Origin of the sequence: Pseudomonas sp. JUb52 (assembly GCF_004341115.1) — a bacterium.
Taxonomy (GTDB): Bacteria; Pseudomonadota; Gammaproteobacteria; order Pseudomonadales; family Pseudomonadaceae; genus Chryseomonas; species Chryseomonas oryzihabitans.
The window spans coordinates 270,472-297,074 of the sequence record NZ_SLYS01000002.1; the positions used below are offsets into that span (position 1 = coordinate 270,472).

General features: G+C 68.4%; 21 protein-coding genes, 2 tRNA genes and 1 pseudogene. 9 read left to right on the plus strand and 15 right to left on the minus strand.

What is annotated here, in order from left to right; all coding sequences use genetic code 11:
• The first annotated feature begins 1 nt into the window (after window position 1).
• The 7 genes from EC839_RS04435 (at window position 2) to EC839_RS04465 (ending at window position 8,060) form a co-directional block, all read left to right on the plus strand.
• Window positions 2-1,636: an FGGY-family carbohydrate kinase gene (locus EC839_RS04435; RefSeq protein WP_132832244.1), complete on the plus strand. Its 1,635-nt coding sequence runs from the start codon at window positions 2-4 to the stop codon at window positions 1,634-1,636.
• A complete protein-coding gene (locus EC839_RS04440) occupies window positions 1,633-2,289 on the plus strand; it encodes a class II aldolase/adducin family protein (protein ID WP_132832245.1) in 657 nt (218 codons plus the stop codon). The genes EC839_RS04435 and EC839_RS04440 overlap by 4 nt, the downstream gene beginning before the upstream one ends.
• 8 nt (window positions 2,290-2,297) lie before the next feature.
• A complete protein-coding gene (locus EC839_RS04445; RefSeq protein ID WP_132832246.1) occupies window positions 2,298-3,779 on the plus strand; it encodes an aspartate aminotransferase family protein in 1,482 nt (493 codons plus the stop codon).
• A gap of 8 nt (window positions 3,780-3,787) precedes the next feature.
• Entirely contained in the window at window positions 3,788-4,408 is a 621-nt protein-coding gene (locus tag EC839_RS04450) for a hypothetical protein (protein WP_132832247.1), read from the plus strand.
• A 22-nt stretch (window positions 4,409-4,430) separates the two neighbouring features.
• On the plus strand, window positions 4,431-5,618 hold the full coding sequence (locus EC839_RS04455) for a hypothetical protein (RefSeq protein WP_132832248.1): 1,188 nt from the start codon (window positions 4,431-4,433) through the stop codon (window positions 5,616-5,618).
• A gap of 54 nt (window positions 5,619-5,672) precedes the next feature.
• The gene (locus EC839_RS04460) at window positions 5,673-7,118 is read left to right on the plus strand and encodes an aldehyde dehydrogenase family protein (RefSeq protein ID WP_132832249.1); all 1,446 of its coding nucleotides are present in this window, start codon (window positions 5,673-5,675) and stop codon (window positions 7,116-7,118) included.
• A 396-nt stretch (window positions 7,119-7,514) separates the two neighbouring features.
• Window positions 7,515-8,060, plus strand: a complete 546-nt coding sequence (locus EC839_RS04465) for a ProQ/FinO family protein (RefSeq protein ID WP_132832250.1) — start codon at window positions 7,515-7,517, stop codon at window positions 8,058-8,060.
• A gap of 169 nt (window positions 8,061-8,229) precedes the next feature.
• Here the strand turns inward: EC839_RS04465 and EC839_RS04470 are convergent, their stop codons facing one another.
• From EC839_RS04470 to EC839_RS24850, 9 genes and pseudogenes are all read right to left on the minus strand, one after another.
• A complete protein-coding gene (locus tag EC839_RS04470; protein ID WP_132832251.1) occupies window positions 8,230-9,786 on the minus strand; it encodes a UxaA family hydrolase in 1,557 nt (518 codons plus the stop codon).
• Between the two features lie 73 nt (window positions 9,787-9,859).
• The gene (uxuA, locus tag EC839_RS04475; RefSeq protein ID WP_132832252.1) at window positions 9,860-11,044 is read right to left on the minus strand and encodes a mannonate dehydratase; all 1,185 of its coding nucleotides are present in this window, start codon (window positions 11,042-11,044) and stop codon (window positions 9,860-9,862) included.
• Window position 11,045: 1 nt separating this feature from the next.
• On the minus strand, window positions 11,046-12,479 hold the full coding sequence (locus tag EC839_RS04480) for a mannitol dehydrogenase family protein (protein ID WP_132832253.1): 1,434 nt from the start codon (window positions 12,477-12,479) through the stop codon (window positions 11,046-11,048).
• The gene (locus EC839_RS04485) at window positions 12,476-13,753 is read right to left on the minus strand and encodes an MFS transporter (protein ID WP_132832254.1); all 1,278 of its coding nucleotides are present in this window, start codon (window positions 13,751-13,753) and stop codon (window positions 12,476-12,478) included. The genes EC839_RS04480 and EC839_RS04485 overlap by 4 nt, the downstream gene beginning before the upstream one ends.
• Window positions 13,754-13,823: 70 nt before the next feature.
• Window positions 13,824-14,852: a Zn-dependent oxidoreductase gene (locus EC839_RS04490; RefSeq protein WP_132832255.1), complete on the minus strand. Its 1,029-nt coding sequence runs from the start codon at window positions 14,850-14,852 to the stop codon at window positions 13,824-13,826.
• Between the two features lie 14 nt (window positions 14,853-14,866).
• Complete coding sequence (gene manD / locus EC839_RS04495) at window positions 14,867-16,078, minus strand: D-mannonate dehydratase ManD (RefSeq protein ID WP_132832256.1); 1,212 nt, start codon at window positions 16,076-16,078, stop codon at window positions 14,867-14,869.
• A gap of 4 nt (window positions 16,079-16,082) precedes the next feature.
• A complete protein-coding gene (locus EC839_RS04500; RefSeq protein WP_132832257.1) occupies window positions 16,083-17,066 on the minus strand; it encodes a sugar kinase in 984 nt (327 codons plus the stop codon).
• Complete coding sequence (locus tag EC839_RS04505) at window positions 17,063-17,974, minus strand: SMP-30/gluconolactonase/LRE family protein (protein WP_132832258.1); 912 nt, start codon at window positions 17,972-17,974, stop codon at window positions 17,063-17,065. Before EC839_RS04505 ends, EC839_RS04500 begins: the two co-directional genes overlap by 4 nt.
• Window positions 17,961-19,264, minus strand: a pseudogene (locus EC839_RS24850) (MFS transporter). The gene EC839_RS04505 and the pseudogene EC839_RS24850 overlap by 14 nt, the downstream one beginning before the upstream one ends.
• A 184-nt stretch (window positions 19,265-19,448) precedes the next feature.
• Here EC839_RS24850 and kdgR point away from each other — a divergent pair.
• Together kdgR and EC839_RS04520 are read left to right on the plus strand one after the other, a co-directional pair.
• Window positions 19,449-20,231, plus strand: coding sequence for a DNA-binding transcriptional regulator KdgR (gene kdgR / locus EC839_RS04515; protein ID WP_132832260.1), 783 nt, complete (start codon window positions 19,449-19,451; stop codon window positions 20,229-20,231).
• A gap of 188 nt (window positions 20,232-20,419) precedes the next feature.
• A complete protein-coding gene (locus tag EC839_RS04520; protein ID WP_132832261.1) occupies window positions 20,420-22,045 on the plus strand; it encodes a methyl-accepting chemotaxis protein in 1,626 nt (541 codons plus the stop codon).
• Window positions 22,046-22,195: 150 nt separating this feature from the next.
• On the opposite strand, the gene EC839_RS04525 is transcribed toward EC839_RS04520, so the two are convergent.
• The 6 genes from EC839_RS04525 to EC839_RS04550 all read right to left on the minus strand — a co-directional run bounded on the left by EC839_RS04525 (window position 22,196) and on the right by EC839_RS04550 (window position 26,588).
• Window positions 22,196-22,272 (minus strand) — tRNA-Asp (locus EC839_RS04525).
• Window positions 22,273-22,310: 38 nt separating this feature from the next.
• Window positions 22,311-22,386 (minus strand) — tRNA-Val (locus EC839_RS04530).
• A gap of 79 nt (window positions 22,387-22,465) precedes the next feature.
• Window positions 22,466-23,233: an SDR family oxidoreductase gene (locus tag EC839_RS04535; protein ID WP_132832262.1), complete on the minus strand. Its 768-nt coding sequence runs from the start codon at window positions 23,231-23,233 to the stop codon at window positions 22,466-22,468.
• Window positions 23,230-24,441 carry an O-succinylhomoserine sulfhydrylase gene (locus EC839_RS04540; protein WP_132832263.1) on the minus strand — a complete coding sequence of 404 codons (1,212 nt, stop codon included), beginning with the start codon at window positions 24,439-24,441 and terminating at the stop codon, window positions 23,230-23,232. The genes EC839_RS04535 and EC839_RS04540 overlap by 4 nt, the downstream gene beginning before the upstream one ends.
• A 10-nt stretch (window positions 24,442-24,451) precedes the next feature.
• The gene (purF, locus tag EC839_RS04545; RefSeq protein ID WP_132832264.1) at window positions 24,452-25,960 is read right to left on the minus strand and encodes an amidophosphoribosyltransferase; all 1,509 of its coding nucleotides are present in this window, start codon (window positions 25,958-25,960) and stop codon (window positions 24,452-24,454) included.
• A gap of 82 nt (window positions 25,961-26,042) precedes the next feature.
• The gene (locus EC839_RS04550; RefSeq protein ID WP_007158655.1) at window positions 26,043-26,588 is read right to left on the minus strand and encodes a CvpA family protein; all 546 of its coding nucleotides are present in this window, start codon (window positions 26,586-26,588) and stop codon (window positions 26,043-26,045) included.
• Between the last annotated feature and the right edge of the window lie 15 nt (window positions 26,589-26,603).

Genomic DNA, 26,603 nt, shown 5'->3' on the forward strand with positions numbered 1-26,603 from the left:
CATGAAACCTCACGTCTTCGCCACGCCACCCGCGCCGGTCCAGGCCACCGCTCTCGACGGCCTGGTGCTGGTGGTGGACCTCGGCACCTCCGGCTGCAAGAGCGCCCTGGTCACCCTCGGCGGCGAGGTGGTCGCCTGGACCTTCCATGGCGTCACCTTGCACGTCGAAGGTCACAGCGCCGAACAGGAACCGGAAGACTGGTGGCAGGCCTTCCTGCGCGGCGCCGGCGAATTGCTGGCCGCAGACCCGGCGCGGCGACGGCGAGTGGTGGCGGTGTGCTGCTCGACCCAGACCGAGGGCACGGTATGCGTGGATGCTCAGGGCCAGGCCCTGGGCCGGGCGCTGCTGTGGCTGGACATGCGCGGCGCCGAATCCGTGGCGCGGCGGGTCGGCGGCAGCCGGCTGAAGGTGGCCGGGTACTCGCCCTTCAAGCTGTGGCGCTGGATCCGTCTCACTGGCGGCGCGCCCTCACTGTCGGGCAAGGATTCCGCCGGGCACATCGCCTACCTGCAGGACCACCAGCCGGAGCGCTATGCGCGCACGGTGAAGTTTCTCAATGTCCTTGACTTCATGAATCTGCGCCTGACCGGTCGCTGCTGCGCCACCGCCGATTCCATCTGCACCGCCTGGATCACTGACAACCGGGATTCGCGCCAGGTGAAATACGACGCAGGGCTGATCCGTACCCTGGGCTTCGACCGCGACAAGCTGCCCGACCTGGTGGACTCGGCGGAGGTGATCGGCACCCTGACCGGCGCGGTGGCCGACCAGCTCGGCCTGCCGCGCAGCACCCCGGTGGTGGCCGGCTCGGTGGACACCTCGGCGGTGGCGGTGGGTTCGGCGGTGGAAGACTTCGCCCCGCACCTCTACCTCGGCACCTCCTCCTGGCTGGGCGCCCATGTGCCCTTCAAGAAGTCCGATGTCTTGCGCCACATGGCCGCCGTGCCCAGTGCGGTCAAGGGCCGCTACCTGGCCATGGCGCTGCAGACCGCGGCGGGCGCCAACCTGTCCTTCCTGCGCGACAAGGTGCTCTACCACCCGGACGAACTCCTCAGCGACGAACAGCATCCGGATCTCTATGCCTTGCTCGACCGTATCGCCGCCCGGGTGCCGGCCGGCGCGCGCGGATTGCTCTACACCCCCTGGCTGTATGGCGAGCGCAGCCCGGTGGACGATCCCAGCCTGCGCGCCGCCCTGATCAACCTGTCGCTGGAACATACCCGCGAAGACATCATCCGCGCCTTTCTCGAAGGGGTGGCGCTCAACACCCGCTGGATGCTGGAACCCTTCGGCCGCTTCCTCGGCCGCCGACCGGAGCGGATCACGGCGGTGGGCGGCGGCGCCCAGTCCAATCTCTGGTGCCAGATCATGGCCGACGTCACCGGCCAGGTGATCGCTCAGCCCGCCGCACCCATCCAGGCCAATGCCCGGGGCTCGGCCTATATCGCCGCCGCCGGCATCGGCGCCCTGGCCTTCGGCGACGTGCCGGCGCTGCAGCGACCGCCGCGTCTCTACCAGCCCTGCCCCCAGGCGCGGGCGCGCTACGACGACAGCTACGCCACCTTTCTCGAAGTCCGCCGGCGCCTGGCGCCGCTCTATCGCCGCCTCAACCCCAACCAGGGAGCCCGACCATGAGCGATACCCTCGAAGCGCGCGAACAGGTGGTCGATCTCTGCCTGCACCTGGTACGCCGCGGCTTCTTCGCCGCCACCGGCGGCAATCTGGCCCTGCGCCTGGACGCCGAACGCATCGCGGTGACCCCTTCCGCCCTCGACTACTACCAGATGGGTCCCGAGGACGTCTGCATCCTGCGCCTGGCCGATCTGCACCAGCTCGAAGGCGATCGCGCGCCCTCGGTGGAAACCGGGTTGCACGCCCGGGTGCTGCGGCGCTTTCCGGCCGCGGGCTGCAGCCTGCACACCCATCAGCCGCTGGCCAGCGCCTGCACCCTGCTGGGCGAGGCCCTGACCGTCGACGATCCCGAGCGCTGGCCCGAACTGGGCCGCCGCCTGCCGCTGGTGGGCTATGCCCCCTCCGGCACTGGCTGGTTGGCCAAGCGCCTGGATCGCGCCCTGAGCGCCGAGAGTCCGGCCTACCTGCTGCGCAACCACGGGGTGCTCTGCTACGGCGCCAGCGCGCGCCAGACCCTGGCGGTGCTAGAGCAGCTGGAAGCCTTCTGCGAGCACTACCTGGTCGGCCGTATCGCCAACCGTCCCGGCGTCTCCGCCGCCGACAGCCTGGCGCGCCAGCGCCTGCTGACTACCCTCACCGCCTCCCTCCCGTCCTGAGGTCCGCCATGAATCAGCCTCTTACCACCCCGCCGCCCCTGGTGCCCACGCCGCCGGCGATTTCCGCCTGGCCGGATACCGAAACGCTCTATCGCCGTTTCGACGTCCTGGTCAAACAGCCCATGCGCCCGCTGCGCCGCGAGGCGCTGGCCAAGGTCATGGGCTATTTCGACGAGCGCTGCCAGGGTTCGCGGCGACTGGCGGACGAAGCCAAGCGCTTCATTCCCGGGGGCATCCAGCACAACCTGGCGTTCAATCATCCCTTTCCCCTGGCCGTCGCCCAGGCGGAGGGCGCCCACCTCACCGACGTCGATGGCAACCGCTACATCGACTTTCTCCAGGCCGGCGGCCCCACCCTGCTCGGCTCCAATCATCCGGGGGTGCGCGAGCAGGTCCAGCGCATCCTCGCCGAGTGCGGCCCGGTCACCGGCCTGCTGCACGAATACGAGGTCAAGCTCGCCGAACTGGTGTGCCAGAGCGTGCCCGGCATCGACCAAGTACGGCTGCTGGGCTCGGGCACCGAGGCGGCCATGGCCGCGGTGCGGCTGGCGCGGGCCTATACCGGGCGCCGCTGGCTCATCAAGATCGGCGGTGCCTACCACGGCTGGAGCGATCAACTCGTGTACGGCATGCGCCTGCCCGGCACCGGGCGCATGGAGGCCCTCGGCATTCCCCGGGGCGCCACCGCCCACACCCAGGAAAGTCCGCCCAACGACCTCGATGCCCTGCGCCGGCGGCTGCAACTCAATCGCCTGCGCGGCGGCACCGCGGCGGTGCTGGTGGAGCCCTTCGGCCCGGAGAGCGGTACCCGCCCGGTGCATCCGCAGTTCAATCGCGAGGTGCGCAAGCTCTGCGACGACTTCGGCGCCCTGCTGATCTTCGACGAGGTGGTGACCGGTTTCCGCGCCGGCATGGGCGGTGCTCAGGGCTACTTTAAGGTGCTGCCGGACCTCACCGTGCTCGGCAAATGCCTGACCGGCGGCTATCCCATGGCCGGGGCCCTGGGTGGCAAGGCCGAGGTCATGCAGCTGCTGGTGGGCGGCATCGGCACCTCATCGAAGCGCGCCTTCGTCGGCGGCACCCTGTCGGCCAATCCGCTGTGCTGCGTGGCCGGCTACTACGCCCTCAAGGAGATCCAGCGGCTCGACGCCGCCGGCCAGGCCGGTCGCGCCGGTGATCGACTGCGCCAGGGGCTGGAGGAGATCATCCAGCGCCGCAACCTGCCCTATGTCGCCTACAACCTGGGCTCCATCGTCCATCTGCAGACCTCCGGCGTGCTGCTGCTCGACACCGGCAATCCGCTCAAGCTGCTGCGAGTGCGCAACGAGGCCAAGGCGCGCAAGCACATGATGGAAGAGATGGGCGCGGCCTATACCGCCCATGGCCTCATCACCCTGGCCGGCAGCCGCATCTACACCAGCCTGGCCGACACCGACGCCGTGATCGACGACGCCCTGGAGCGTTTCGACCGAGTCTTCCAGCTGGTATGAGGCCACCCATGAAAGCCGAACTGCGCCAGCAATGGCTGGATCTGCAGCAACGTCTGGCGCGCCAGGGCGAGCGCTCGGCCGTGGCCCTGTCGGTGCGCATACCGGGGGCAACGAGTCTCTGGTACGGCACCCTGGGCAATGCCGCGCCCTTCGAGATCGAGCTGGCCCGCTGCAGCGGCGGCGCCCTGGATCACGCGCTCGTCTACCGGTCGCGACCGGATGTCGGCGCCATCATCCAGGGGGCCGGACGCTATGGCCAGCATGTGGCGGACTTCGGTGGCCAGCTGCCGCAACTGTTCGACGAGCAGGCCCGGCACCTGGGGCGGATGGCGCCTGCGGTGACCCGGGGCAACGCCCTGGCGGAGGCCCTGACGGACCAGGGCAACGTCCAGCTGCTCGGCGGCCAGCCGCTGTGCCTGGGGACCACCGCCAGTCGCGCCGCGCTCAATGCCGAGCTGTTCGAGAAATGCGCCAAGGCCTACACCCTGGCCCAGGCCACCGGCGCGGCGCTCACCTGCCTGCCCTGGTGGGTGGTGCTGATCGCCACCCGCCGGCTCCAGCGCGACCAGCGCGCCGCCGCCGAGGCCTTCCGCCAGGGCCGGCTGCCGGCGGAAAGCCGTGGTTACTAGCCACTCTTCGAAGGTAGACCCCATGACCGTCACCACGCCCGCTCCGCCTCGCCAGGTCCAAGCCGCGCTGCTGCTGGGCTCCCTGGCCCTGCTCATCCTCGGCCTGCAGCCGCTGCTGCTCGGCGAGCTGTTCACCAGCGGTCGCGCCAGCCTCGACGGCCTGGGCCTGGTGGCCATGGGCGAGATCGTCACCCTGGGTCTGGGGGTCATCGCCGGCGAGGCGTTGGGTCCCCGGCTGGGGCTGCCGGCCGTACTGTGGCCGGCGACGCTGCTGGCGGTCACCGCCGATCTGGCCAGCGCCCAGGCCAGCGGTGATCTGCCGCTGCTCGGCCTGCGCGCCCTCGCCGGCCTTGGCGAAGGCCTGCTGCTCTGGGCGGCGGTGGCGCTGATCGTGCGTCAGCCCGCCGCCGAGCGGCTATCCGGCCTGTTCATGGCGCTGCAGACCTTTTGCCAGGGCCTGCTGGCCACCCTGCTGGCGCTGTGGATCCTACCCCGCCTGGGCAGCGCCGGCGGCTTCCGGCTGCTGGCCGGCGTCACCGCCCTGGCCCTGCCGCTGACCGCCGCCCTGCCACGCCGGCTGGCGGCGCTGGACGTCCATGGCAGCGCGCCGGTCCGCCATAGCTGGCAACTGCCCCAGGCCCTGCTGCTGGCCTTCGTCGGCTGCCAGCTGGCCGCGATTGGCGCGCTCTGGGCCTATCTGGAGCCCTATGGCGAAGCCCTCGGACTGGACGCCAGCGAGGCCCAGACCCTGATCGCCGCCAGCTTCGCCGCCCAGTTGCTCGGCGGTCTGGCCGGCGCGGCCCTGGTGGCCTGGCTGCCGGCCGCCACCACCCTGACGCTGGCGACCCTAGCGCTGGGTAGCCTGGCCGCGCTGATCTACGGCCTGGCGCCGGGGGCGCACCTGAGTTTCGTGCTGCTGTGCCTGACCTTCACCTTTCTCTGGCAGACCCTCACCCCCTTCCAGATCAGTCTGGCGCTGCGGCTGGACGCCAGTGGCCGCGTCGCCACCCTGGTGCCTTCCCTGCAATTGCTCGGCTGCGCCGCCGGCCCGGCGCTGGCGTCGCTCTGGTTGCAGGGCGCCGCGGTCAGACCCGCCGCCCTGACCAGCGCCCTGCTCGCCCTGCTGGCCCTGGGGCTGGCGGCCCTGCTCGCCCTCAGTGCCCCCGGCTCCCGGCCGTTGCCACGCTGGCGCTGGCAACGCCCAGGCTGAATACTGCCGTCGTCACCGCGTCGCCTCCTTCCTGCCCCCTTGCGGACTGCTGCCATGAATGCGCCCCTCCCCGATCCCGCTCCCGCCCTGGTCGACCCCGAGACCCTGCAGCGGCTGTTCGCCGCCCAGGGACCGCGCGCCCTGGCCCTGCGCGGTTCCAGCGCCGCCGAGCGCCTGAGCCTGCTGCAGCGCCTGCATGGCGCCCTGGTGGCGCGGCGTGGGGCGCTCTATGCGGCCTTTCGCCAGGACTTCGGCAAACCCGAGGTGGAGGTGGAGCTGTCGGAGATCATGCCGGTGCTGGAAGAGATCCAGCACGCGCGCCGCCACCTGCGCCGCTGGATGAAGCCACGGCGGGTGCGCCCGACCCTGACCTCCCTCGGCTGCCCGGCGCACATCCACAGCCAGCCACGCGGGCGCTGCCTGATCATCGGCCCTTGGAACTACCCGGTCTCCACCCTGCTCGGCCCCCTGGTATCGGCGCTGGCGGCCGGCAACAGCGTGATGCTCAAGCCATCGGAGTTCACCCCGGCGGTCAACGCAGTGCTGCGCGAACTGCTGGCCGAGGCCTTCACCCCGGACACTGTGGCCTTTTGCGAAGGCGACGTCAGCACCGCCCAGGCGCTCTTGGCGCTGCCCTTCGATCACTTCTTCTTTACCGGCTCCACCGCCGTGGGCCGCCTGGTGATGCAGGCCGCCGCCCGGCACCTGGCCTCGGTGACCCTGGAACTGGGTGGCAAGTCGCCGGCGATCATCGACGCCAGCGCCGACCTGGACGCCGCCGCCGAGTTGCTGCTCTGGGGTAAGTTCCTCAATGCCGGTCAGTCCTGCGTCGCGCCCGACCATGTCTTCGTCGCCCGCCGCCTGCTGCCGGCCTTCAAGGCGCGCTGTCGCGTCCTGCTGGTACAGCGCTACGGCACCGATGCCGCGGCCAGCCCGGACTACGCCCGGCTCATTCACCAACGCCATGCCAGCCAGCTGATCGGGCTGCTGGAACAGGCCCAGGCGGCCGGTGCACAGCTGATCCATGGCGGCGCGCACGACGCGGCCGGGTGCTATCTCGCCCCGACCCTGCTGGATTGCTCGGCCATCGACAGCCCCCTGGACAGCCAGGAGCTGTTCGGTCCGCTCCTGCCGGTGATCGCCTACGACGACCTGGAGGAGGTGCTGCAGCGCATCGACGCCGGTCCCAAGCCGCTGGCGCTCTATCTCTGGAGTCGCGATCGGGCGGTGCAGCGGCGGGTCGTCGCCCGCACCAGCTCCGGCAGCGTCGGCCTCAATCTGTGCATGCAGCAGTACACCCAGCTGCACCTGCCCTTTGGCGGCGTCAATCACTCCGGCAGCGGCAGCGCCCATGGCCAGGCCGGCTTTCGCACCTTTTCCCACGAGCGCAGCATGCTCGCCGCCGGTCCGCTGCTGGCCGTTCGTCTGCTGCTGCCGCCCTATTCGCCGTTCAAGCTGCGGCTGGCGCAATGGGTGTCGCGCCTGACCGGAGGCGGCTAGGTCCAGTACGAGGAGTGCCTGCGCATTGGCGATGCTTCGTTGAAAAAGCCCTGGATCGCCAGCCCGGTCGAAATGCTCCTTTACCGCACGTACACTGCGCTTCCTCTGCTTTTTGCTTGGTGAGCGTTCACCCCTCGAGCGGGCTTGGGATGTTACTCCCTTGGTCGTTCCAACTCGCCTCACCTTCGCTCGGCGACTCTCGTACAGGACCTGGAAAACGCCCAGCAGGACACACCATCCGCCGGGAATGACGCCTCCAAGGATGCACGAGCGGCAAACCAGCCTTTAGAATGACGGGCCGCCAGCCTTGGGCGTGCCAATCCGCGATCGGCGCGGTCCAAGCCCGGCATGGGTTACCCTTGCACGTGAATTCTATTTGGAGCGGTGAGCTGAACGATGGGCTTTGAGCAACTAGCTGAACTACGCGACCGCCTGCGGGCCGAAAAAGCGCAGGTAAAGACCGAGAGCAACGAGCGGCCGGCGCGGAGACCTTCACCGAAAGCCAAGCCCCGCGAGCAGAAGCCCCGCGAGCAGGATCCGGTGGTCGAAGGCATCCGCCGTCTGCAAAAGCACTTTCCCCTGGCCTTCCCGGTCAATCCCGCACCCAAGGTGCCGCTCAAGGAAGGCATCCTGAAGGACGCCGAGCAGCACCTGGAACGCCTGGGCATCACCGGTGATCAGCTCAAGCAGTCGATCGCCACCTGGTGCCGCGGCACCCGCTACTGGGCGGCCATGACCGAGAACGCCCCGCGCCTGGATCTGGATGGCCAGCCGGCTGGCACCGTGACCGCGTCCCAGGCGGTCTATGCCAAGCAGCAGGCACGCCGCCAGCGCGCCCAGGCCCGCCGTGAGCAGGCCAAGGCCAAGGCGGAAACCGCCGCGCCCACAGAGGCCGCAGCGGCCGATGCCGTTGCCGCCCCCGCGGACGACGCCTCCGCCTGAAGTCACTCCTGCGCCTGACCTGGGATACGGCTCCTGGCGGCGTACGATCTGACAGGCGCCCCGGCCAGCATGACCGGGGCGCCTTCATGCCTCTTGCCTGACTGACCTGTGCAGCCCATGGGCCACAGCTGAGTCACATCGACGTGAACCCCGCGCCAATGAGCTTTTCTCAGGTCGTGGCACCCAGTTGCCAGGGCACGAATTCGTTCTGCCCATAGCCATGCAGCTCGCTGCGGCTGCGCTCGCCCGAAGCCAGCGCCAGCAGCCGCTCGAAGATGAAGGCGCCGCGCTCTTCCAGGGTAGCGCTGCCATCCACCAGCCCGCCGCAATCCACGTCCATGTCGTCGCGCTGGCTCTCCCACAGCCGCGTGTTGGTGGCGATCTTGAGCGATGGCGTCGGCGCGCAGCCATAGGCCGAACCCCGGCCGGTGGTGAAGGCGATGAGATTGGCGCCCCCCGCCACCTGGCCGGTAGCCGAGACCGGGTCGTACCCGGGGGTGTCCATGAACACCAGGCCCCGGCTGCGCACCGCCTCGGCGTAGCCATAGACCGCCATGAGATCGGTGGAACCGGCCTTGATCACCGCGCCAAGGGATTTTTCCAGGATGGTGGTCAAGCCGCCGGCCTTGTTGCCCGCCGAGGGGTTGTTGTCCAGGCTGGCACCGAAGCGGGCGCAGTAGTCTTCCCACCAGCGGATGCGCTCCACCAGGCGCTCGCCCACCGCCGCGCTGGCGGCGCGCCGGGTGAGCAGGTGTTCGGCGCCGTAGATTTCCGGGGTTTCCGAAAGGATGGCGGTGCCCCCGGCGGCCACCAGCAGGTCCACCGCCCGACCCAGCGCCGGGTTGGCGCTGATGCCGGAATAGCCGTCCGAGCCACCGCATTGCAGGCCCAGGATCAGATGCCGCGCACTGACCGGTTCGCGCTGCACCGCATTGGCTGCGGGCAGCAGCGCCTCCACCGCGGCGATGCCGCGGGCCACGGTGGCGGTGGTGCCGCCGCTGTCCTGGATATTGAGGGTTTGCAGTCCCGCATGCTCGGCGAGGCCCTGGTCGGCCAGCAGTGAGGGGATCTGGTTGGCTTCGCAGCCCAGGCCGATGAAAAGCACGGCAGCGAAGTTGGGGTGGGAGGCATAGCCGCCCAGGGTGCGGCGCAACACTGCCATGCCCTCGCCCTGGGTGTCGATGCCGCAACCGACGCCATGGGTCAGGGCGACCACGCCGTCGACGTTGAGATAGGGCTCCAGCGCGGCGGGATGCACATCACGGCGGAAGTGGTCGGCCACCGCCCGGGCCACCGTGGCCGAGCAATTCACCGAGGTGAGGATGCCGATGTAGTTGCGAGTCGCCACCCGGCCATCCGGGCGAACGATGCCGAGAAAGCTGCGCTCGATGGGCGCCGGGGCGCCGCGGGCCTCGATGCCGAAGGCGTGCTCGCGGGTGAAGTCGCCCATGGCCAGGTTGTGCACGTGCACATGGCTGCCGGCGGCGATGGCCTCGCGGGCGAAGCCGATGATCTGGCCATAGCGGCGTACCGGCGCACCTGCCGCCAGGGCGCGTACGGCGACCTTGTGACCGGCGGGCACCGGTTCGCGGACCTGCACGCCCTCCTCCGGCAATTCCAGGCCGGGCACCAGCGCCTGGCGGGCGATGAGCACGTCGTCTTGCGGATGCAGCCGCAGGGTGGCGCGGGCAGCGGCCGCGGCGCCGCTGCGGGTGATCAATTCCATAGGGGTCTCCACGTCAGCATTCGAGGTTGGCCTGGACCACGCCCGGGGGATTTCTGATAGCTGCCGATCCGCATCAGCCGCGCGCCTCTTCCAGGCGCCGCACGGCCTGTTCCACGCCGCGCAATTCCGCCAGGCCCTTGAGCCGGCCGATCAGCGAATAGCCCGGATTGGTGCGCCGCCCCTGGTCGTCCAGCAGCTGGTGACCGTGGTCCGGGCGCATGGGCAGACGCGCCCCGCCTTCGCGTTCGCGGCGACGCTCCTCGCGCACCAGTTCGCGGATCACCCCGACCATGTCCACGTCGCCGTCCAGGTGATGGGCCTCGTGGAAACTGCGCGGATCCGCCTCGCGCCGGGTCGCCCGCAGATGGACGAAGTGGATGCGCGGCGCGAATTGGCGGGCCATGGCCACCAGGTCGTTGTCGGCCCGCACGCCATAGGAACCGGTACAGAAGGTCAGGCCGTTGACCGGGCTGGGTACCGCGTCCAGCAGCCACTGGGCGTCGGCGGCGGTGGACACCACCCGTGGCAGGCCCAGCAGCGGCCGCGGCGGATCGTCCGGATGCACCCCGAGGCGAATGCCCACCTCCTCCGCCACCGGCACCACGGCCTGGAGAAAGACCGCCAGGTGCTCGCGCAGCCGCCCGGCGTCGATACCGGCATAGGTGGCCAGCAGGGCCCGCAGGTCGGCCACTGAGTAGCCCTCCTCGGCGCCCGGCAGGCCGGCGATAAGGGTGCGCACCAGTTCCTCGCGCCCGGCTTCGTCGAGCCCGGCGTGATAGCCGCGCGCGCGCTCGATCTCCTCGGCGGTGTACTCGGCCTCGGCACCGTCGCGCTGGAGGATGCAGAGATCGAAGGCGACGAAGGCATCCTGATCGAATCTCAGCGCCCAGGCGCCGTCGGGCAGCCGGTGCGCCAGCTGGGTGCGGGTCCAGTCCAGCACCGGCATGAAGTTGTAGCAGACCACGTCGATGCCGCACTGGGCCAGATTGCGCAGACTTTGCCGATAGTTCTCCAGATAGCGCTCACGACCCGGCAGGCCGCGCTTGATGTCTTCGTGGACCGGGATGCTTTCCACCACCGACCAGGAGAGTCCCGCCGCCTCGATCAGCGCCTTGCGCTCGGCGATGGCGGCCACCGGCCAGACCTCGCCATTGGGGATCTCGTGCAGCGCCGTGACGATGCCGGTGGCCCCGGTCTGGCGGATGTCGGCGAGGGAGATGGGATCGCGCGGACCGAACCAGCGCCAGGTGTGTTCCATGTCAGACTCCTTGCTCAGTCAGATCGGCGATGGCAGCTTCGATGCCCGCCGTGGCAATGCGCACGTGGGCCCCTTGCACCGCGGCGCGGAAGGCGGGGTGCGTGGCCAGATCGGAGGGAAAGACCTCGGTCAGCGCCAGGACGGCGTCCACCCGCGCCGCACCCGTAGGCAAGGCGGCCAGGGTGGCACGCAGGGGATCGTCCAGCGCCTCGCCCTCGCCTTCACCATAGTGAATCCAGGCCGCCACGCCGAGAGCGGTGCAGGCCGGATCGCCGCCCTGCTCCAGCAGTCGCCTGGCGCCCAGCAACCAGCGCTGGGGCAGCTTCTGCGACCCGTCCATGGCGATCTGCCGCAGCCGGTGCTGCAGGGCATCGTTACGGAAGCGCGCGACCAGCGCCTGGGCATAGGCCTGCAGATCCACGCCTTCCGGCATGTCCAGGGTCGGCGCCGCCTCGTGGTTCATATAGCGGTGCACCAGGGCGGCCAGGCGTTCGTCGGCCATGGCTTCGGCCACGGTGCCGTGGCCGGCCAGGCTGCCGACATAGGCCAGCAGCGAATGGCTGCCATTGAGCAGGCGCAGCTTCATGGTCTCGAAGGGGCGGACGTCCGCCACCATCTGCACCCCTTCGTGTTCCCAGTCCGGGCGCCCTTGCGGAAAGCGGTCCTCCACCACCCACTGGCTGAAGGCCTCGCCCACCACGGCGGCCGGATCGTCGCAGCCGAGATCGCGCAGGCGCGCGAAGGCGGCTTCGTCCATGGCCGGGACGATGCGATCCACCATGCTGCAGGGAAAGGCCACCTCACTGGCGATCCAGGCCGCCAGGCCGGCGTCCTGGGCCTCGGCAAGGGACACCACCGCCTGGCGGGTCCGCTGACCGTTGTCCGGCATGTTGTCGCAGCAGAGCACGGTGAAGGGCGCGATGCCGGCCGCCCGGCGCCGGCGCAGGCCTTCCACCAGCAGCCCCGGCGCGGTGCGCGGCGCCCGTGGTTCGCCCAGGTCGTGGACGATGCCGGGATCGTCGCGGCGCAGCGCGCCGCTGGCGGGACTCAGGCAATAGCCCTTTTCCGTCACCGTCAGGGTGACGATGCGCACCCCGGGATCGGCCAGCCGCGCCAGCAGGGCCTCGCGCCCGGCCCCGCCGTCGCCGGCATAGAGCACCTCGCGCAGGGCGCCGATCTCGCGCAGCACCCCTTCCCGCCGGTTACGGTACTCGGCCACGTGATAACGGCCACCGCTGGCCTCCAGGGTTTCCACCAGCGCCCGTCCCGATCTCAGGTTGGCGCTGCACAGGCCCCAGGCGCCGCCGCCGTGGCGGGCCAAATTACGCTCCAGATAGACCGCCTGGTGAGCTCGGTGGAAGGCGCCCAGCCCCAGGTGGACGATACCGATGGCCGGCGCCGGATAGCGCGAGGGAAGGCGTTCGAAATCGCTCATCGGGCGCCTCCGGTGGCGAGCGCGGCGGGTGCGTCCGCCGGCCGCTCGGCCAGCGGCTTGACGAAGCGCGCCACGCACAGCGAACCGATCACGGTCAGGGCGCCGGCCAGCAGGAAGGCGCTGGTGAAGGCCCCGGTGAATTGCACCAGGTAGCCGGTCACCGCCGGGCCGATGATGCCCGAGGTGTTGGCCAGGAAGTGCATGAAGCCGCTCACCCCGCCCACCCGCGCCGCCGGCACCGTGTCCTGGATGATCGCCCAGTAGATCGCCCCGGTCAGATAGAGGAAGAACACCGAGAGCGCCACCAGGGCCACCGCGGCATAGAGGGTGCTGACCAGGCCGGCGACGGCGATGCACAGGGCGCAGGCCAGCAGGCAGGTCACCAGCACCACCTTGCGCGAGAACATCAGCCGGCCGGTCTTGCGGAACACCCAGTCGGACAGATAGCCGCCCACCGCCAGACCGATGAAGCCCAGCACCCAGGGGATCACCGTGGCGATGCTCATGTCCTTCACGTTGAGGCCGTAGGCCTGGATCAGGTAGCTGGGGAACCAGGTGAGGAAGAAGAACAGGGTGTAGTTGTAGGCGAAGAACGCCAGGGCGGTGAACAGCACCGTGGGCTGGCGCAGGTAGTACTTGAGCGGCCTGACCTCGGTATCCACCACGGCCACGGCGCGCTCCTCGGCGGCGATGTCGGCGGCCAGCTGGCCGGTGGGCTTGTCCTTGATCCAGAGGTACCAGACCACCGCCCAGACGAAGCCGATCAGCATGATGACGACGAAGGACACCTTCCAGCCGTAGGCCACCGCGATCACCCCGACGATGGGGCCGGAAATGGCGCCGCCCAAGGGCGTGCCCGACATCGACAGACCCAGGGTGCGACCGCGGTTATGGGGTGCGTACCAGTTGTTGACCATCTTGCTGGTGGAGACACTCAGGGGCCCCTCGGCCATGCCGAACAGCACCCGGATCACGATCAGCGCGGCGAAGCCCGAGGCCAGCACCGTCAGGCCGCTGAACGCCGACCAGAGCACCATGGCCAGCAGCAGCGTGGTCTTGGCGCCATAGCGGTCGGCGGCCCAGCCACCGATGAAGTTGAACGCCGCATAGCCGACGAAGAAGGCGCTGAACAGCAGCCCCATCTCGCCGGCGCTGAGCGCGAAGTCCTTCTGGATCAGCGGCGCCGCCACCGACAGCGCCGAGCGATCCAGATAGTTGACGACCCCCGCCAGGAACAGCATGACGAGTACCAATCCACGACCTTGTCCAGCCATTTGTTACCTCCCGCTCATTGTCTTTATTCGGTAAGGCATCAGAGAAGCGTTCCCGGAGGAACGCGCGTCGTCAGGCGTTGCCACCCCATTGCACCAGCACCTTGCGGGTCTGCTCGGGGTGCCTTTCGATCAGCTCGATGGCGCCCGGCATCTCCTGGCTGGCCACCTGGTGGCTGATCAGCGCCGCGGCATCCAGCTGGCCCGCCGCCAGCAGCTCGATGACCCGCGGAAAGCGGCCGTTGTTGAGCCGCGAACCCACCAGCGTCAGTTCCTTCTTGATGATCTCCAGTTGCACCAGCTCGCTGGGCGTGCCGCTGAAGCCCAGCAGGCCGATACGCCCGGCCGGCGACGCCAGCCGGACGATCTCTGGCAGCAGCGCCGGATGGCAGGCGGCGTCGACGATCAGCGGCACGCCCTCGCCGCCGGTGGCTTCGCGCATGGCCGCTTCGACGCTGGTCTCGCGGCCATTGAGGGTGCGGGTCGCGCCCAGGGCCCGAGCGGTGGCCAGGCGATCGTCCAGCACATCGGTCACGGTGATGTCGGCGATGCCCAGCGCCCTGGCCATCTGCACCAGGGTCAGGCCGATCACGCCGGCGCCGTAGATCAGCAGGGCATCACCGGGAAGGTACTGCATCCGCTCCAGCACATTGAGGGCGATGCTGTAGGGCTCGACCAGGGCGGCCTGGGCCAGCGGCAGACCGGGCGGCAGCCGGTGGGCGTTGGCGGCGGGTACGCAGACCTCTTCGCTGAAGCCGCCATCGCGGTGCACCCCCAGCACCTGCAGGCGACTGCAGACATTGGGCCGACCGATGCGGCAGGGATAGCAGCTGCCGCAGGCGATCACCGGATCGACGCAGACCGGATCGCCCACCGCCAGGCCGCTCACGCCCTCGCCCACCTCGCGCACCACGCCGGCGAATTCGTGACCGGTGACGCGGGGAAAGCGCACGAAGGCGTTCTGCCCATGGATGATGTGCATGTCCGAGCCGCAGATGCCGGCATAGGCCACCCCGACGCGGACCTCGCCGGGCGCCAGCGCGGGTACCGCGACCTCTTCGATGCTGAATTCATGGGGTGCTCTGACCTGAAAGGCTTTCATCCTGGATTCCTCGCTCACCAGTGCCATAGGGTGCCGTCCACCAGCCGGTTCACCGGCAGGCTGGCGCGTTTGTAGGGATAACGGGCGGCGAGGTCCTCGTCGATGTCCACGCCGTGGCCAGGCACCTCGCCTGGGGTGAAATGGCCGTCTTCGAAGCGATAGGCGTGGGGAAAGACCTCCTCGATGCGCGCCTCGTGGGGCATGTGCTCCTGGATGCCGAAGTTGGGCACCCAGGTGTCGAAGTGCAGCGCCGCGCCCATGCACACCGGCGACAGGTCGGTGGCGCCATGGAAGCCGGTACGTACCCGGTAGAGAGCTGCCAGATCGGCGATACGCCTCATGTGGGTGATGCCGCCGGCATGCACCAGGGTGGCGCGGATATAGTCGATCAGTTGTTCCTGGATCAGCTCGCGGCAGTCGTGGATGGAGTTGAACACCTCGCCCACCGCCAGCGGCGTGGTGGTGTGCTGGCGGATCAGGCGGAAGGCTTCCTGGTTTTCCGCCGGGGTGCAGTCCTCCAGCCAGAACAGGTTGTATTCCTCGACCCTCTTGCCCAGCCGACCGGCCTCGATGGGCGTCAGCCGATGGTGCACGTCGTGCAGCAGGTGCAGGTCGTCGCCAAAGCGCTCGCGCACCGCGGCGAACAGCTTGGGCGCATGGTTGAGGTACTTGGCGGTGTCCCAGACGTGCTCGGCCGGCAGGTCGCTGTCGGCCGGTTCGTAGCGTTCGCCCTCGCGCTTGGCCACGCCGTAGGTGGTGAGAATGCCCGGCACCCCGCACTGCACCCGCACCGCGCGATAGCCCTGCTCCACATGGCGGGCCACCTCGTCCAGGCAGCTCTCGATGTCCTTGCCGGTGGCATGGCCATAGACCATCACCCGCTCGCGGCTCTTGCCGCCGAGCAGCTGGTACAGCGGCATACCGGCAGCCTTGGCCTTGAGGTCCCAGAGCGCCACGTCCACCGCGGCGATGGCGGTCATGGTGACCGGTCCGCGCCGCCAGTAGGCGCCGCGATAGAGGTACTGCCAGATGTCTTCGATGCGGTGGGCGTCGCGACCGATCAGCGCCGGCAGCACATGCTCTTCCAGGTAGGCCACCACCGCCAGCTCGCGGCCATTGAGGGTGGCGTCGCCGAGGCCATAGAGGCCTTCGTCGGTGACGATCTTGAGGGTGACCAGGTTGCGACCGGGACAGGTGACGATGACGCGGGCTTCGGTGATCTTCATGACTTCAGGCCTGGGCAGTGAGAAAGGGAATCAGCGGTGGCATTGCCGGCATGACCGCGCGCGGAATGAGCGCGCCGGGATGCTGGATGACCGTGGCCGCCAGGCGATGACCCCAGCAGGCAGCCACCTCGGGAGCCCCGCCCTGGAGGCGGCAGGCCAGGTAGGCGGCGCTGAAGGAATCCCCGGCGGCGGTGGTATCGACCACCCGCGCCACGGCTTCTCCGGCCACTTCCTGGCGTCCCTGGCGATGCTGCAGCAGGCAGCTGCGCGCCCCGCGCTTGAGCGCCACCTCGGCCACGCCCCACTCGGCGTACTGGGCGAACAGCGCCGCCTCGTCGGCGAAGCCGAACAGCGCGGCATCGTCTTCCCAGGTCACCAGCGCCAGGTCGGCGAGCTGCAGCAAGCGGTGATAGGCCGTGCGCGCCGCCTGCAGATGCGGCCACAGCCGCGGCCGGTAGTTGTTGTCGAACACGATGCGGGTGCCAGCGGCGCGCGCCTGGCGCAGGGCCTCCAGCAGCCGCTCGCGGCCGGTATCGGTCAGCACCGCCAGGCTGATGCCGCTGAGATAGAGCACCTGGTACTCGGCCAGGGCCGCCAGCAGCGGCTGGGCCTCGGCGCCGTCGAAACATTCCCGTGCCGCCGCCTCGCCCCGCCAATAGAGAAAGCGCCGCTCGCCGTCGGCATCGGTCTGGATCAGATAGAGCCCCGGCAGGCGCCCGGGCAGCACCCGCGCCCGCTCGTCACCTACCCCCTCCTCGCGCCAGCATGCGCGCATGGCCTGGCTCAGGCTGTCATCGCCCACTGCGGTGAGGTAATCCAGCTGCACCGGATCATCCCCGAGCAGCCGCCGCAAATAGACCGCCGCATTGAGGGTATCGCCGCCAAAGGCCTGGCCCAGCTGGCCATCCTCCTGACTGCGCAACTCGACCATGCATTCGCCGATGAGGCCAATGCGGGCCAGGGGGGACGAAACGAGGGGTAGCGTCATGCAGACTCCTGAGGATGGTCCGGAACCCGGACGCGGCAGGCGGACACCGCCAGACCGGTCACGCCGGGATCGAGGCAGAAGGTACGCCCGGCCAGGGGTTGCGCCTGGCGGGCGGAATCATCGAGACCCACATGGGCGGTGGTGATCAGCAGCTGCTCCAGGCGCTCGCCATAGAAGGCGCAGGAGGTGACCCGCGCCACCGGCAGCTCCACCCAGGCGAGCAATACGCCTTCGGCGCTCCAGCGACTCAGGCGATAGCCATCCCAGTGGGCGATCCACAGTGCGCCCTCGCTGTCCACGGCCAGCCCATCCGGTACGCCGGGCTGCTCGCCGAAGTCGATGAGGGTGCGCGCGCGACCGAGCTGGCCGCTGGCGAGATCGAAGTCGAAGGCCTGCACCCGGCGGGTGGGCGAATCTATGTAGTAGAAGGTCCGGTTGTCCGGGCTCCAGCCCAGGCCGTTGGACACGGTGATGCCGTCGAGGCGTTGATGCAGCTGGCCATCCAGGTCCAGGCAATACAGCCGGCCGCCGCCGGGCGCCTCGTCGAGCAGCGTGGTGCCCAGCCAGAAGCGACCGAGCGCATCGCACTTGCCATCGTTGAAACGGTGCTGAGGCCCGTGGACCGCCCGGGACGGCCGCGCGATCGGCGCCGGTTGGGACGCACCGGCGACCAGGCGCCAGACGCCGTCGCTCAGCGCCAGCCAGGTGGAACCGTCGACATGGGGCACGGCGCAACCCAGCGGTCGGCCAAAATCCAGCACCTCGACCGGGGCCGCCGGCTGCGGCGCGGCGCGCAACAGCCGACCTGCGAGGATATCCACCCACAGCAGCCTCTGCTGCCGGGCATCCCAGACCGGGCCTTCGCCCAGTTCATCGCGATGGTCGAACAGGCACTCAGGCGGCGCCATGGCGGGTCTCCTCCACGAAGCGCAGCGGTATCAGCACCAGCAGGCAGCTCAGGGCGAGCATGGCGTAGCTCCAGTGCCAGCCGAAATGCTCGATCACGTAACCAGCCACTGGCCCCACCAGAAAGCCCGCCAGGCCCAGGCCGACGCCAATGAGCAGACCCAGGCCGCTGCCGGCCGCGCGGGGCGAGGAATCCACCGCCAGCGAATAGAGCACCACATAGGGTGAGTTACGGAACAGGCCCCAGGCCAGCAGCAGGGTCCAGGCCATGGCGCGACTGTCGATGAACATGCACAGCGCGACGCAGATCGAGAAACCGACGGTCAGGATCCCCAGGGCGAACTTGCGGCCGCGGTGATCGCTCAGGGTGCCCCAGAAGATCTGTCCCGCCCAGCCCACCAGCCCCGAGGCGCCGGAGATCACCGCGGCCTCGGCCAGGCTCAGCCCCAGCTGGCTGGTGAGCTGGTAGGTCAGAAAGGTGGCCACACCCATCTCGGTCCAGAGGAACAGGAAGTTCATCACCAGGCAGAGGCGCACATTGCGCTCGGCGAAGGCCTGGCGCAGGTTGCTCAGCGGATTGCGCGAGATCGGCGCGGCAGTGTCGACCGGAACGGTCAGCCCCTCCTCGCGGATCCAGGCATAGACCTGTTCCTCGTTGCGGCGGCGGCCCAGGTAGAGCTGCAGCAGGATGATCGGCAGGCCGATCAGCGGGATCCAGAGAAAGGTAGCGCGCCAGTCGCCATTGGCCAGGATCAGCCCCATCAGCACCGGCCCGACGAATTGCCCCAGGGGCATGCCGGTGTGGTGGACGCCAAGGGCGAAGCCGCGATTTTCCTTTTGCCAGAATTCGCTGGCACGGCGATGTTGACCGGTTCCATGGCGCCGGTGCCCAGGCCCATGGTGAATCTCAGCACCTGCAGGGCGCCCAGCGAACGCGCATACACGGTGGCGAAGGCCGAGCCTATGGTCAGGGCGCAGGCCCCCACCCAGCTCCAGGCACGGCGATGGCCGGTACCGACGCTGTCGGCCAGCACCCCCACCACCAGGGCGCCGATCAGGGTCCCGACGAAACTCAGCGAACTGAGCCAGCCGCCCTGGGCGGCGTCCAGTCCGAATTCCTGCATGATCGCCGGCAACACGGTCGGCAGCAGCTGGCGGTCCACCGAGATCATCAGCATCGCCAGGGTGGTGATGCCCAGCATCTGCCAGGACACCGGATGGGCACGGGGCAGCCAGCCGGGAGTACGAGCGGCAGGCGCCAGCGCGCCCGGGACCTTGGTCATGGATTTCATCGTCGCAGGTTCCGTTGTTGTTTTTGTTCGCACCCCTGACGACCGTCAGCGGTGGAAAGAGACCCTTACGCGCGAAATTCTTTGGAACGTTGTTCCATTCGCTGGACGACAGTGTTGCTGGCCTTTCCTGCATCCGTCAATCAGAATGGAACAGTGTTCCGACAACCAGGCGACCGGCGGTTCCATGGAAAAGAATCAGAATCTCGGCAATGACATGGTCAGCGCGGTCGGGCGTACCCTGGCGGTACTGGAAGCACTCGGCGAGCGCGAGGACGACTGCGGCGTCTCGGAGCTGGCGCAGCAGCTCGAACTGTCGAAAAGCACTGTCCATCGCTTCCTGCAGACGCTCAAGGCCCTGGGGTATGTGGTCCAGGACGCCGAAGACCGCTACCGCCTCAGCGTCAAGCTGTTCGAGCTCGGCGCCCGCGCCCTGCCCCAGCTGGAGTTGGTTCGCGAAGCCGAACCCGGCATGCGCCATCTCAACGACCTCACTGGCGAGACCGTCCACCTCGGCATCTTCGATGAGGGCGCCATCGTCTATGTGCACAAGCTCGACTCGCGCTACACCCTGCGCATGTATTCGCGCATCGGTCGACGGGCGCCGCTGTATTGCACCGGGATCGGCAAGGTACTGATGGCCTGGCGACCGGAAGCCGAGGTACGGCAGATCCTCGCCCAGGAGACCTTTGTTCGCCGCACGCCCAATACCCTCGACAGCCTGGCCGCCTACCTGGCAGAACTGGCGCGTGTCCGGGACCTGGGCTTCGCCGAGGATCACGAGGAATTCGAGGACAACATGAGATGCCTCGCAGCGCCGATCCGCGATCGCTTCGGCCAGGTCATCGCCGGGCTGAGCGTGTCCTTTCCCTGCTTCCGCTTTCGTGAAGACCTCAAGGCCGAGTACGTCGAGCAGATGCTCGCCACCACGGCGCGCATTTCGGCGCAGATGGGAGCCCCGGCCGACTAGCGCCGCCTGGGGTCGCGGCTCGTCGCGCCGCCACAGGACCCAGAGCAGACACGGAAGGCCATGGTCGGACGAATGGCCGGATGGGCGCTCCCGCCTTAAGCCGCCGCTAAGCCACCCTCGATAGCGTGTGACGCACATCACAAATTAACCCCGGTGCCCTGCCGGGGGCTAGCCTCATGGTGACTGTCATGATGATGCGTACACTCAAGGTGGGTCGCCGGTCGACCTTGGCCTTCTCGGTTATCGTCGCAATTGTCATTGCGCTCGGGGCCATCGCCCTGATTCAGATGCGGCAGCTCAGGCAGTCGGAAATCGAGGTGGAAACCGACTGGATGCCCAGCGTCCGCCAGGCCGGTCAGATGACCGCGGCACTGCTCCGGTTGCGCCTCGAAAGTCTGAGAGCCCTGGGCACCCAGGATCCGGCGCGCCAGCCAGAAATGGCCACGGCCTTGATCGATCTGCGCAGCCGCTTCGCTGGCGTGACAAAGGACTATGCCCCCCTGGTGTCCAGCGACGCGGAGCAGCAGCTCTACCAGTCCGTGCAGAACGGTGCCACGGCTTACCTGGGCCTGCTGGACAGCTTCGAGACCCTCTACCGCGAGGGGGATCTGCCAGCCGCCGCGGCCCTGGCCAATGGGAACATGCGGACGGCCGCCGACCAAGTGCAGGTGCAGATCGAAAGCCTGGCCGCGCTGAATGACCGGGGCGCGGTCGCTTCGGGCATCGAAGCGGGACGGATCTACGACCACGGCCTGGCCTGGGTCTCGGGGCTGATCATCGCCACCCTGCTGGCCACCATCGCCCTGGCCTTCCTGCTGACGCGTAGCATCACCGTGCCCATCGGCGAAGCCCTGCGCATCGCCCAGCGGATCGCCAACAAGGATCTCGCCGAGGACATCCAGGTCACGGGCAGCGACGAGGCCGCCGGCCTGCTCATCGCTCTCGCCGGTATGCAGGCCAATCTGCGCGGCACCGTGGCCCACCTGGCGGACAGCTCCAGTCAGCTCGCCGCCGCCGCCGAGGAGATGACCGCGGTGATCGACGACGGCAATCGCGGCCTGCTCAGGCAAAACGACGAAATCGGCCAGGTGGCTACGGCTGTGACGGAAATGAGCGCGGCGGTGGACGAGGTGGCGCGCCATGCGGAGGAAAGTGCCGGCGCCTCGCAACAGGGCAACGCCCTCACTCAGGCGGGTCTGGAACACGTGGCCGCAACCCTCGCGGCCATCGAACAGCTCGCCGCCCAGGTCGACCAGAGCAGCGGCCAGATTCACACGCTGTCGGGCCGCGCTCAGGAGATCAGCAACGTCGTCGACGTCATCCGCGCCATCGCCGAGCAGACCAATCTGCTGGCGCTCAATGCCGCCATCGAAGCCGCACGCGCCGGAGATCAGGGTCGCGGGTTCGCCGTGGTCGCGGATGAAGTTCGGGCCCTGGCCCATCGCACCCAGCAGTCGACGCGCGAAATCGAAGCCATGATCGGCACCATCCAGCACGATTCGACGGACGCGGTGAAGGCCATGCAGCGGAGCAGCCAGACCGCCGAGCAATCCCTATCCGTCGCCCGGGAAGCCAATGGTGCCCTGCTGGCCATCGCCGGCGCCATGGGCGGCATCGACGAGCGTACGGCGCTGATCGCCACGGCTGCCGAAGAACAGGCCCTGGTGGCCAAGGACATCGATCGAGGCCTGATCAGCATCAAGGACCTGTCCGACCAGACCGCCGCGGGCGCCAGCCAGACCTCCAGCGCCAGCAACGAGGTGTCGCGCCTGGCGGCCGGACTCAGGCAGGTGGTGGCGGAATTCGTGATCTGAACGGGCCGTCGGTTGGCCCTGAGCGGGCTACCGGAGCGACGCCTGCCCGCAGACAGTCGGCAGGCCTTTTCTCCAGGCACAAAAAAAGCTGCCCTAGGGCAGCTTCTCTTGCGTCGTTCGGGCAGTTCAGAGGACCCGTAACGACTCATATGGCGCGGCGGACGGGACTCGAACCCGCGACCCCCGGCGTGACAGGCCGGTATTCTAACCGACTGAACTACCGCCGCGCATTGCGTGCACCTTGCGGAACACTTCCCGAAGAGTTTGGTGGCTGATGACGGGATCGAACCGCCGACCCCCTGCGTGTGATGCAGGTGCTCTCCCAGCTGAGCTAATCAGCCATCCCCTTCGGGTGACGCGCATTCTCCTCGTAGCCCCTTGATCCGTCAAGGATTTTTCCAATTTTATTTTCTACGGGCGCTATTCCAGGTAGATCATCTTGCGGGTCATGCCGCCGTCCAGGGTGATGGCCTCGCCGGTGATGAAACCGGCGTTGCCGCCGAGCAGCCAGGCCACGCAAGCCGCCACGTCCTCCACCGTCCCTACCCGTCCGACCGGATGCTGCTCGTGGTCGGCGGCGGACAGCGGTTCGGCCTCGCGGACATGGGCATCGCGCGCGTCGATCCAGCCCGGGCAGAGGGCGTTCACCCGCACGTCCGGGCCCAGGCTGATGGCCAGGGCATGGGTCAGGGCCAGCAATCCGCCCTTGCTCGCGGCATAGGCCTCGCTGTGGGGCTCGGACTGCTGGGCGCGGGTCGAGGCGATATTGACGATGACGCCCTGCTTTTCGCGCAGATAGGGCGCGCAGTGCTTGGCCATCAGCATGGGACCGTCCAGGTTCACGCCGAGCACCTTGCGCCACTCGGCCAGCGCCAGGCTCTCCAGCGGCTGCCCCTGGGCGGTGGCGAGACCGGCGTTGTTGACCAGGGCGTCCAGCCGACCGAACTGGCCGATCACCTGGGCCACGGCGGCTTCCACCTGGGTCTCGTCGGCCACGTCCAGGGCCACGAACCAGGCCCGCTCACCCAGGGCGGCGGCTACCTTGGCGCCGCGCTCTTGCTCGATGTCAGCCACCACCACCCGCCAGCCTTCGGCTACCAGCCAGGCGGCGATACCCAACCCGATCCCACGCGCCGCGCCGGTAACCAGGGCGACGCGCAGCTCTACCGGTGCGAACGTCAGACTCATAGGGCCGCCAGTCCGCGGGCCAGGTCCTGTCGCAGATCACCCAGGTCTTCGAGACCCACGGCGATACGGATCAGGCTGTCGCTGATCCCGGCATTGGCGCGCTCGGCCGGCGACAGCCGCCCGTGCGAGGTCGTCGCCGGGTGGGCGATGGTGGTCTTGGTATCGCCCAGGTTGGTGGTGATGGAGATCATCCGGGTGGCGTCGATGAAGCGCCAGGCGGCGTCGCGTCCACCGGCCACCTCGAAGCTCACCACGGCACCAAAGGCTGACTGCTGGCGGCAGGCCAGGCCATGTTGCGGATGGCTTTCCAGACCGGCGTAGTGGACCCGCTCGATTCCGGGCTGGCGCTCTAGCCAGCGCGCCAGTTCCAGGGCCGTCTGGCTGTGCGCCTGCATGCGGATCTTCAGCGTCTCCAGGCCCTTGAGGAACAGCCAGGCGTTGAAAGGGCTCAGGGTCGGGCCGGCGGTACGCAGGAAACCCACCACCTCCTTCATCTGCTCGGCACGACCGGCGACCACGCCGCCCATGCCACGGCCCTGACCGTCGATGTACTTGGTCGCCGAATGGATGACGATGTCGGCACCCAGCGCCAGCGGTTTCTGCAGCGCCGGAGTGCAGAAGCAGTTGTCGACCGCCAGCAGCGCGCCCTGGGCATGGGCGATCTCGGCCAGAACGGCGATGTCCACCAGTTCGGCCAGGGGATTGGACGGCGACTCGACGAAGAACAGCCGGGTATTGGGCTTGCAAGCCGCCTGCCAGGCGTCCAGATCGGCCAGCGGCGGATAGTCCACCTCGATGCCGAAGCGCTTGAAGTACTTCTCGAACAGGCTGATGGTCGAGCCGAACACGCTGCGCGAGACCAGCACATGGTCGCCGGCGCTGCACAGGCTCATGACCATGGCCAGGATGGCCGACATGCCCGAGGCGGTGGCCACCGCCTGCTCGGCGCCTTCGAGAGCCGCGATGCGGGTCTCGAAGGTACGAACCGTGGGGTTGGTATAGCGCGAATAGACGTTGCCCGGCACCTCGCCGGCGAAGCGCGCCGCGGCATCCGCGGCGGTGCGGAACACGTAGCTGCTGGTCAGGAACAGGGCTTCGCCATGCTCGCCTTCCGGCGAGCGCTGCTGCCCTGCCCGCACCGCCAAGGTCTCGAAGGCCGCGCCCTCGAGATCACTGTCCAGGCGTCCGGCATCCCAGTCTTGGCTCATGTGCGGCTCCTTAGTCGTTGTAGAGATCGATGATGGCGCTGACCGCCTTGTGCTTGCCCTTGGCGGCGTCGTTACGTGCCTGCTCGATCCGATTCAGATAGGCGGCATCGACGTCGCCGGTGATGTACTCGCCATCGAACACCGCGCAGTCGAACTGCTCGACCTTGGGTGCCTTGCGGGTGCGCACGGCTTCCTGCAGGTCCTGCAGGTCCTGGTAGATCAGCCAGTCGGCGCCGATCAGCTCGCCGACTTCCTCGGTGGTGCGGCCGTGGGCGATCAGCTCGTGCACGCTGGGCATGTCGATGCCGTAGACGTTGGGAAAACGCACCGCCGGGGCCGCCGAGCAGAAGTAGACCTTCTTGGCGCCGGCTTCGCGGGCCATCTGGATGATCTGCTTGCAGGTGGTACCACGGACGATGGAGTCGTCCACCAGCATCACGTTCTTGCCGCGGAATTCCAGCTCGATGGCGTTGAGCTTCTGGCGCACCGACTTCTTGCGCGCGGCCTGGCCGGGCATGATGAAGGTCCGGCCGATGTAGCGGTTCTTGACGAAGCCCTCGCGGAACTTGACGCCCAGGTGATTGGCCAGCTCCAGCGCCGCGGTGCGGCTGGTATCCGGAATCGGGATGACCACGTCGATGTCGTGCTCGGGCCGCTCGCGCTGGATCTTCTCGGCGAGCTTCTCGCCCATGCGCAGGCGCGCCTTGTAGACCGAGATGCCGTCGATGATGGAATCCGGACGCGCCAGGTAGACGTGCTCGAAGATGCAGGGTGCGTAGTGCGGATTCTGCGCGCACTGACGAGTGTAGAGACGCCCGTCTTCAGTGATGTACACCGCTTCGCCCGGCTCCAGGTCGCGGATCAGGGTGAAGCCGAGCACGTCGAGGGCGACGCTCTCGGAGGCGATCATGTACTCCACGCCGTATTCGGTGTGGCGCTGGCCGAAGACGATGGGACGGATGGCGTTGGGATCGCGGAAGCCGACGATGCCGTAGCCGGTGACCATGGCCACCACGGCGTAACCGCCACGGCAGCGCTCATGGACCTCGGAGACCGCAGCGAAGACGTCGTCCTCGGTCGGCTGGAGCTTGTTGCGCACCGCCAGCTCGTGGGCGAAGACGTTGAGCAGCACCTCGGAATCGGAGGTGGTGTTGACGTGGCGCAGGTCGGATTCGTAGATCTCGCGGGACAGCTGCTCGACGTTGGTCAGGTTGCCGTTGTGCGCCAGGGTGATGCCATAGGGCGAGTTGACGTAGAACGGCTGCGCCTCGGCGGAGCTGGAGCTGCCGGCGGTGGGATAGCGCACATGACCGATGCCCATGTGGCCGACCAGGTGCTGCATGTGCCGCTGCTGGAAGACGTCACGGACCAGGCCGTTGTCTTTGCGCAGGAAGAGTTTACCGTCCAGGCTGGTGACGATACCGGCGGCATCCTGACCGCGATGTTGAAGGACGGTGAGCGCGTCGTACAAAGACTGGTTGACGTTCGTCTTGCCCACGATACCTACGATGCCACACATGTGACGCGACCCCACTGTTTCAAGTGATGCGACGGCGGACCATCGCAGGATGACCCCGGCAATGCGAGGCCTGGAAAAGCGTTCAAGGAGCCTTGGGCCCCAGCTGCGGCAGCAGTTGCAGACTGGGCATGGGCGTCGCGCCCAGCCACTGGCCGGCAAAGCCCAACAGCAGATTCTTCGACCAATCGGCCACCAGCAGAAAATGTGGAACCAGCACCGACTGCTGCCACCAGCCATCCTGCTGGACCGGCCCCAGGCTCAACAGCCCCACGGCCACGGTGATCAGCAAGGCACCGCGGGCGGCGCCAAAGGCCATGCCGAGAAAGCGATCGGTGCCCGACAATCCGGTGACGCGGATCAGTTCGCCAAGCAAGAAGCTCACCAGGGCACCCACGAGCAGCGTCAGTACGAAAAGAATGACACAGGCGGCGATCACTCGCCCGGACGGCACCTGAATATAGTCGACCAGATAGGTGGACAGTGCCCCACCGAAGACCCAGGCCACACCACCGGCAACGATCCAGGTGGCCAGTGACAACGCTTCCTTGACGAAGCCGCGCCTGAGACTGATCAGGCTGGAAACGATGACAACGGCGACGATCGCCCAGTCCACCCAGGTGAAGCCCACGGCAAGGTCCACTTA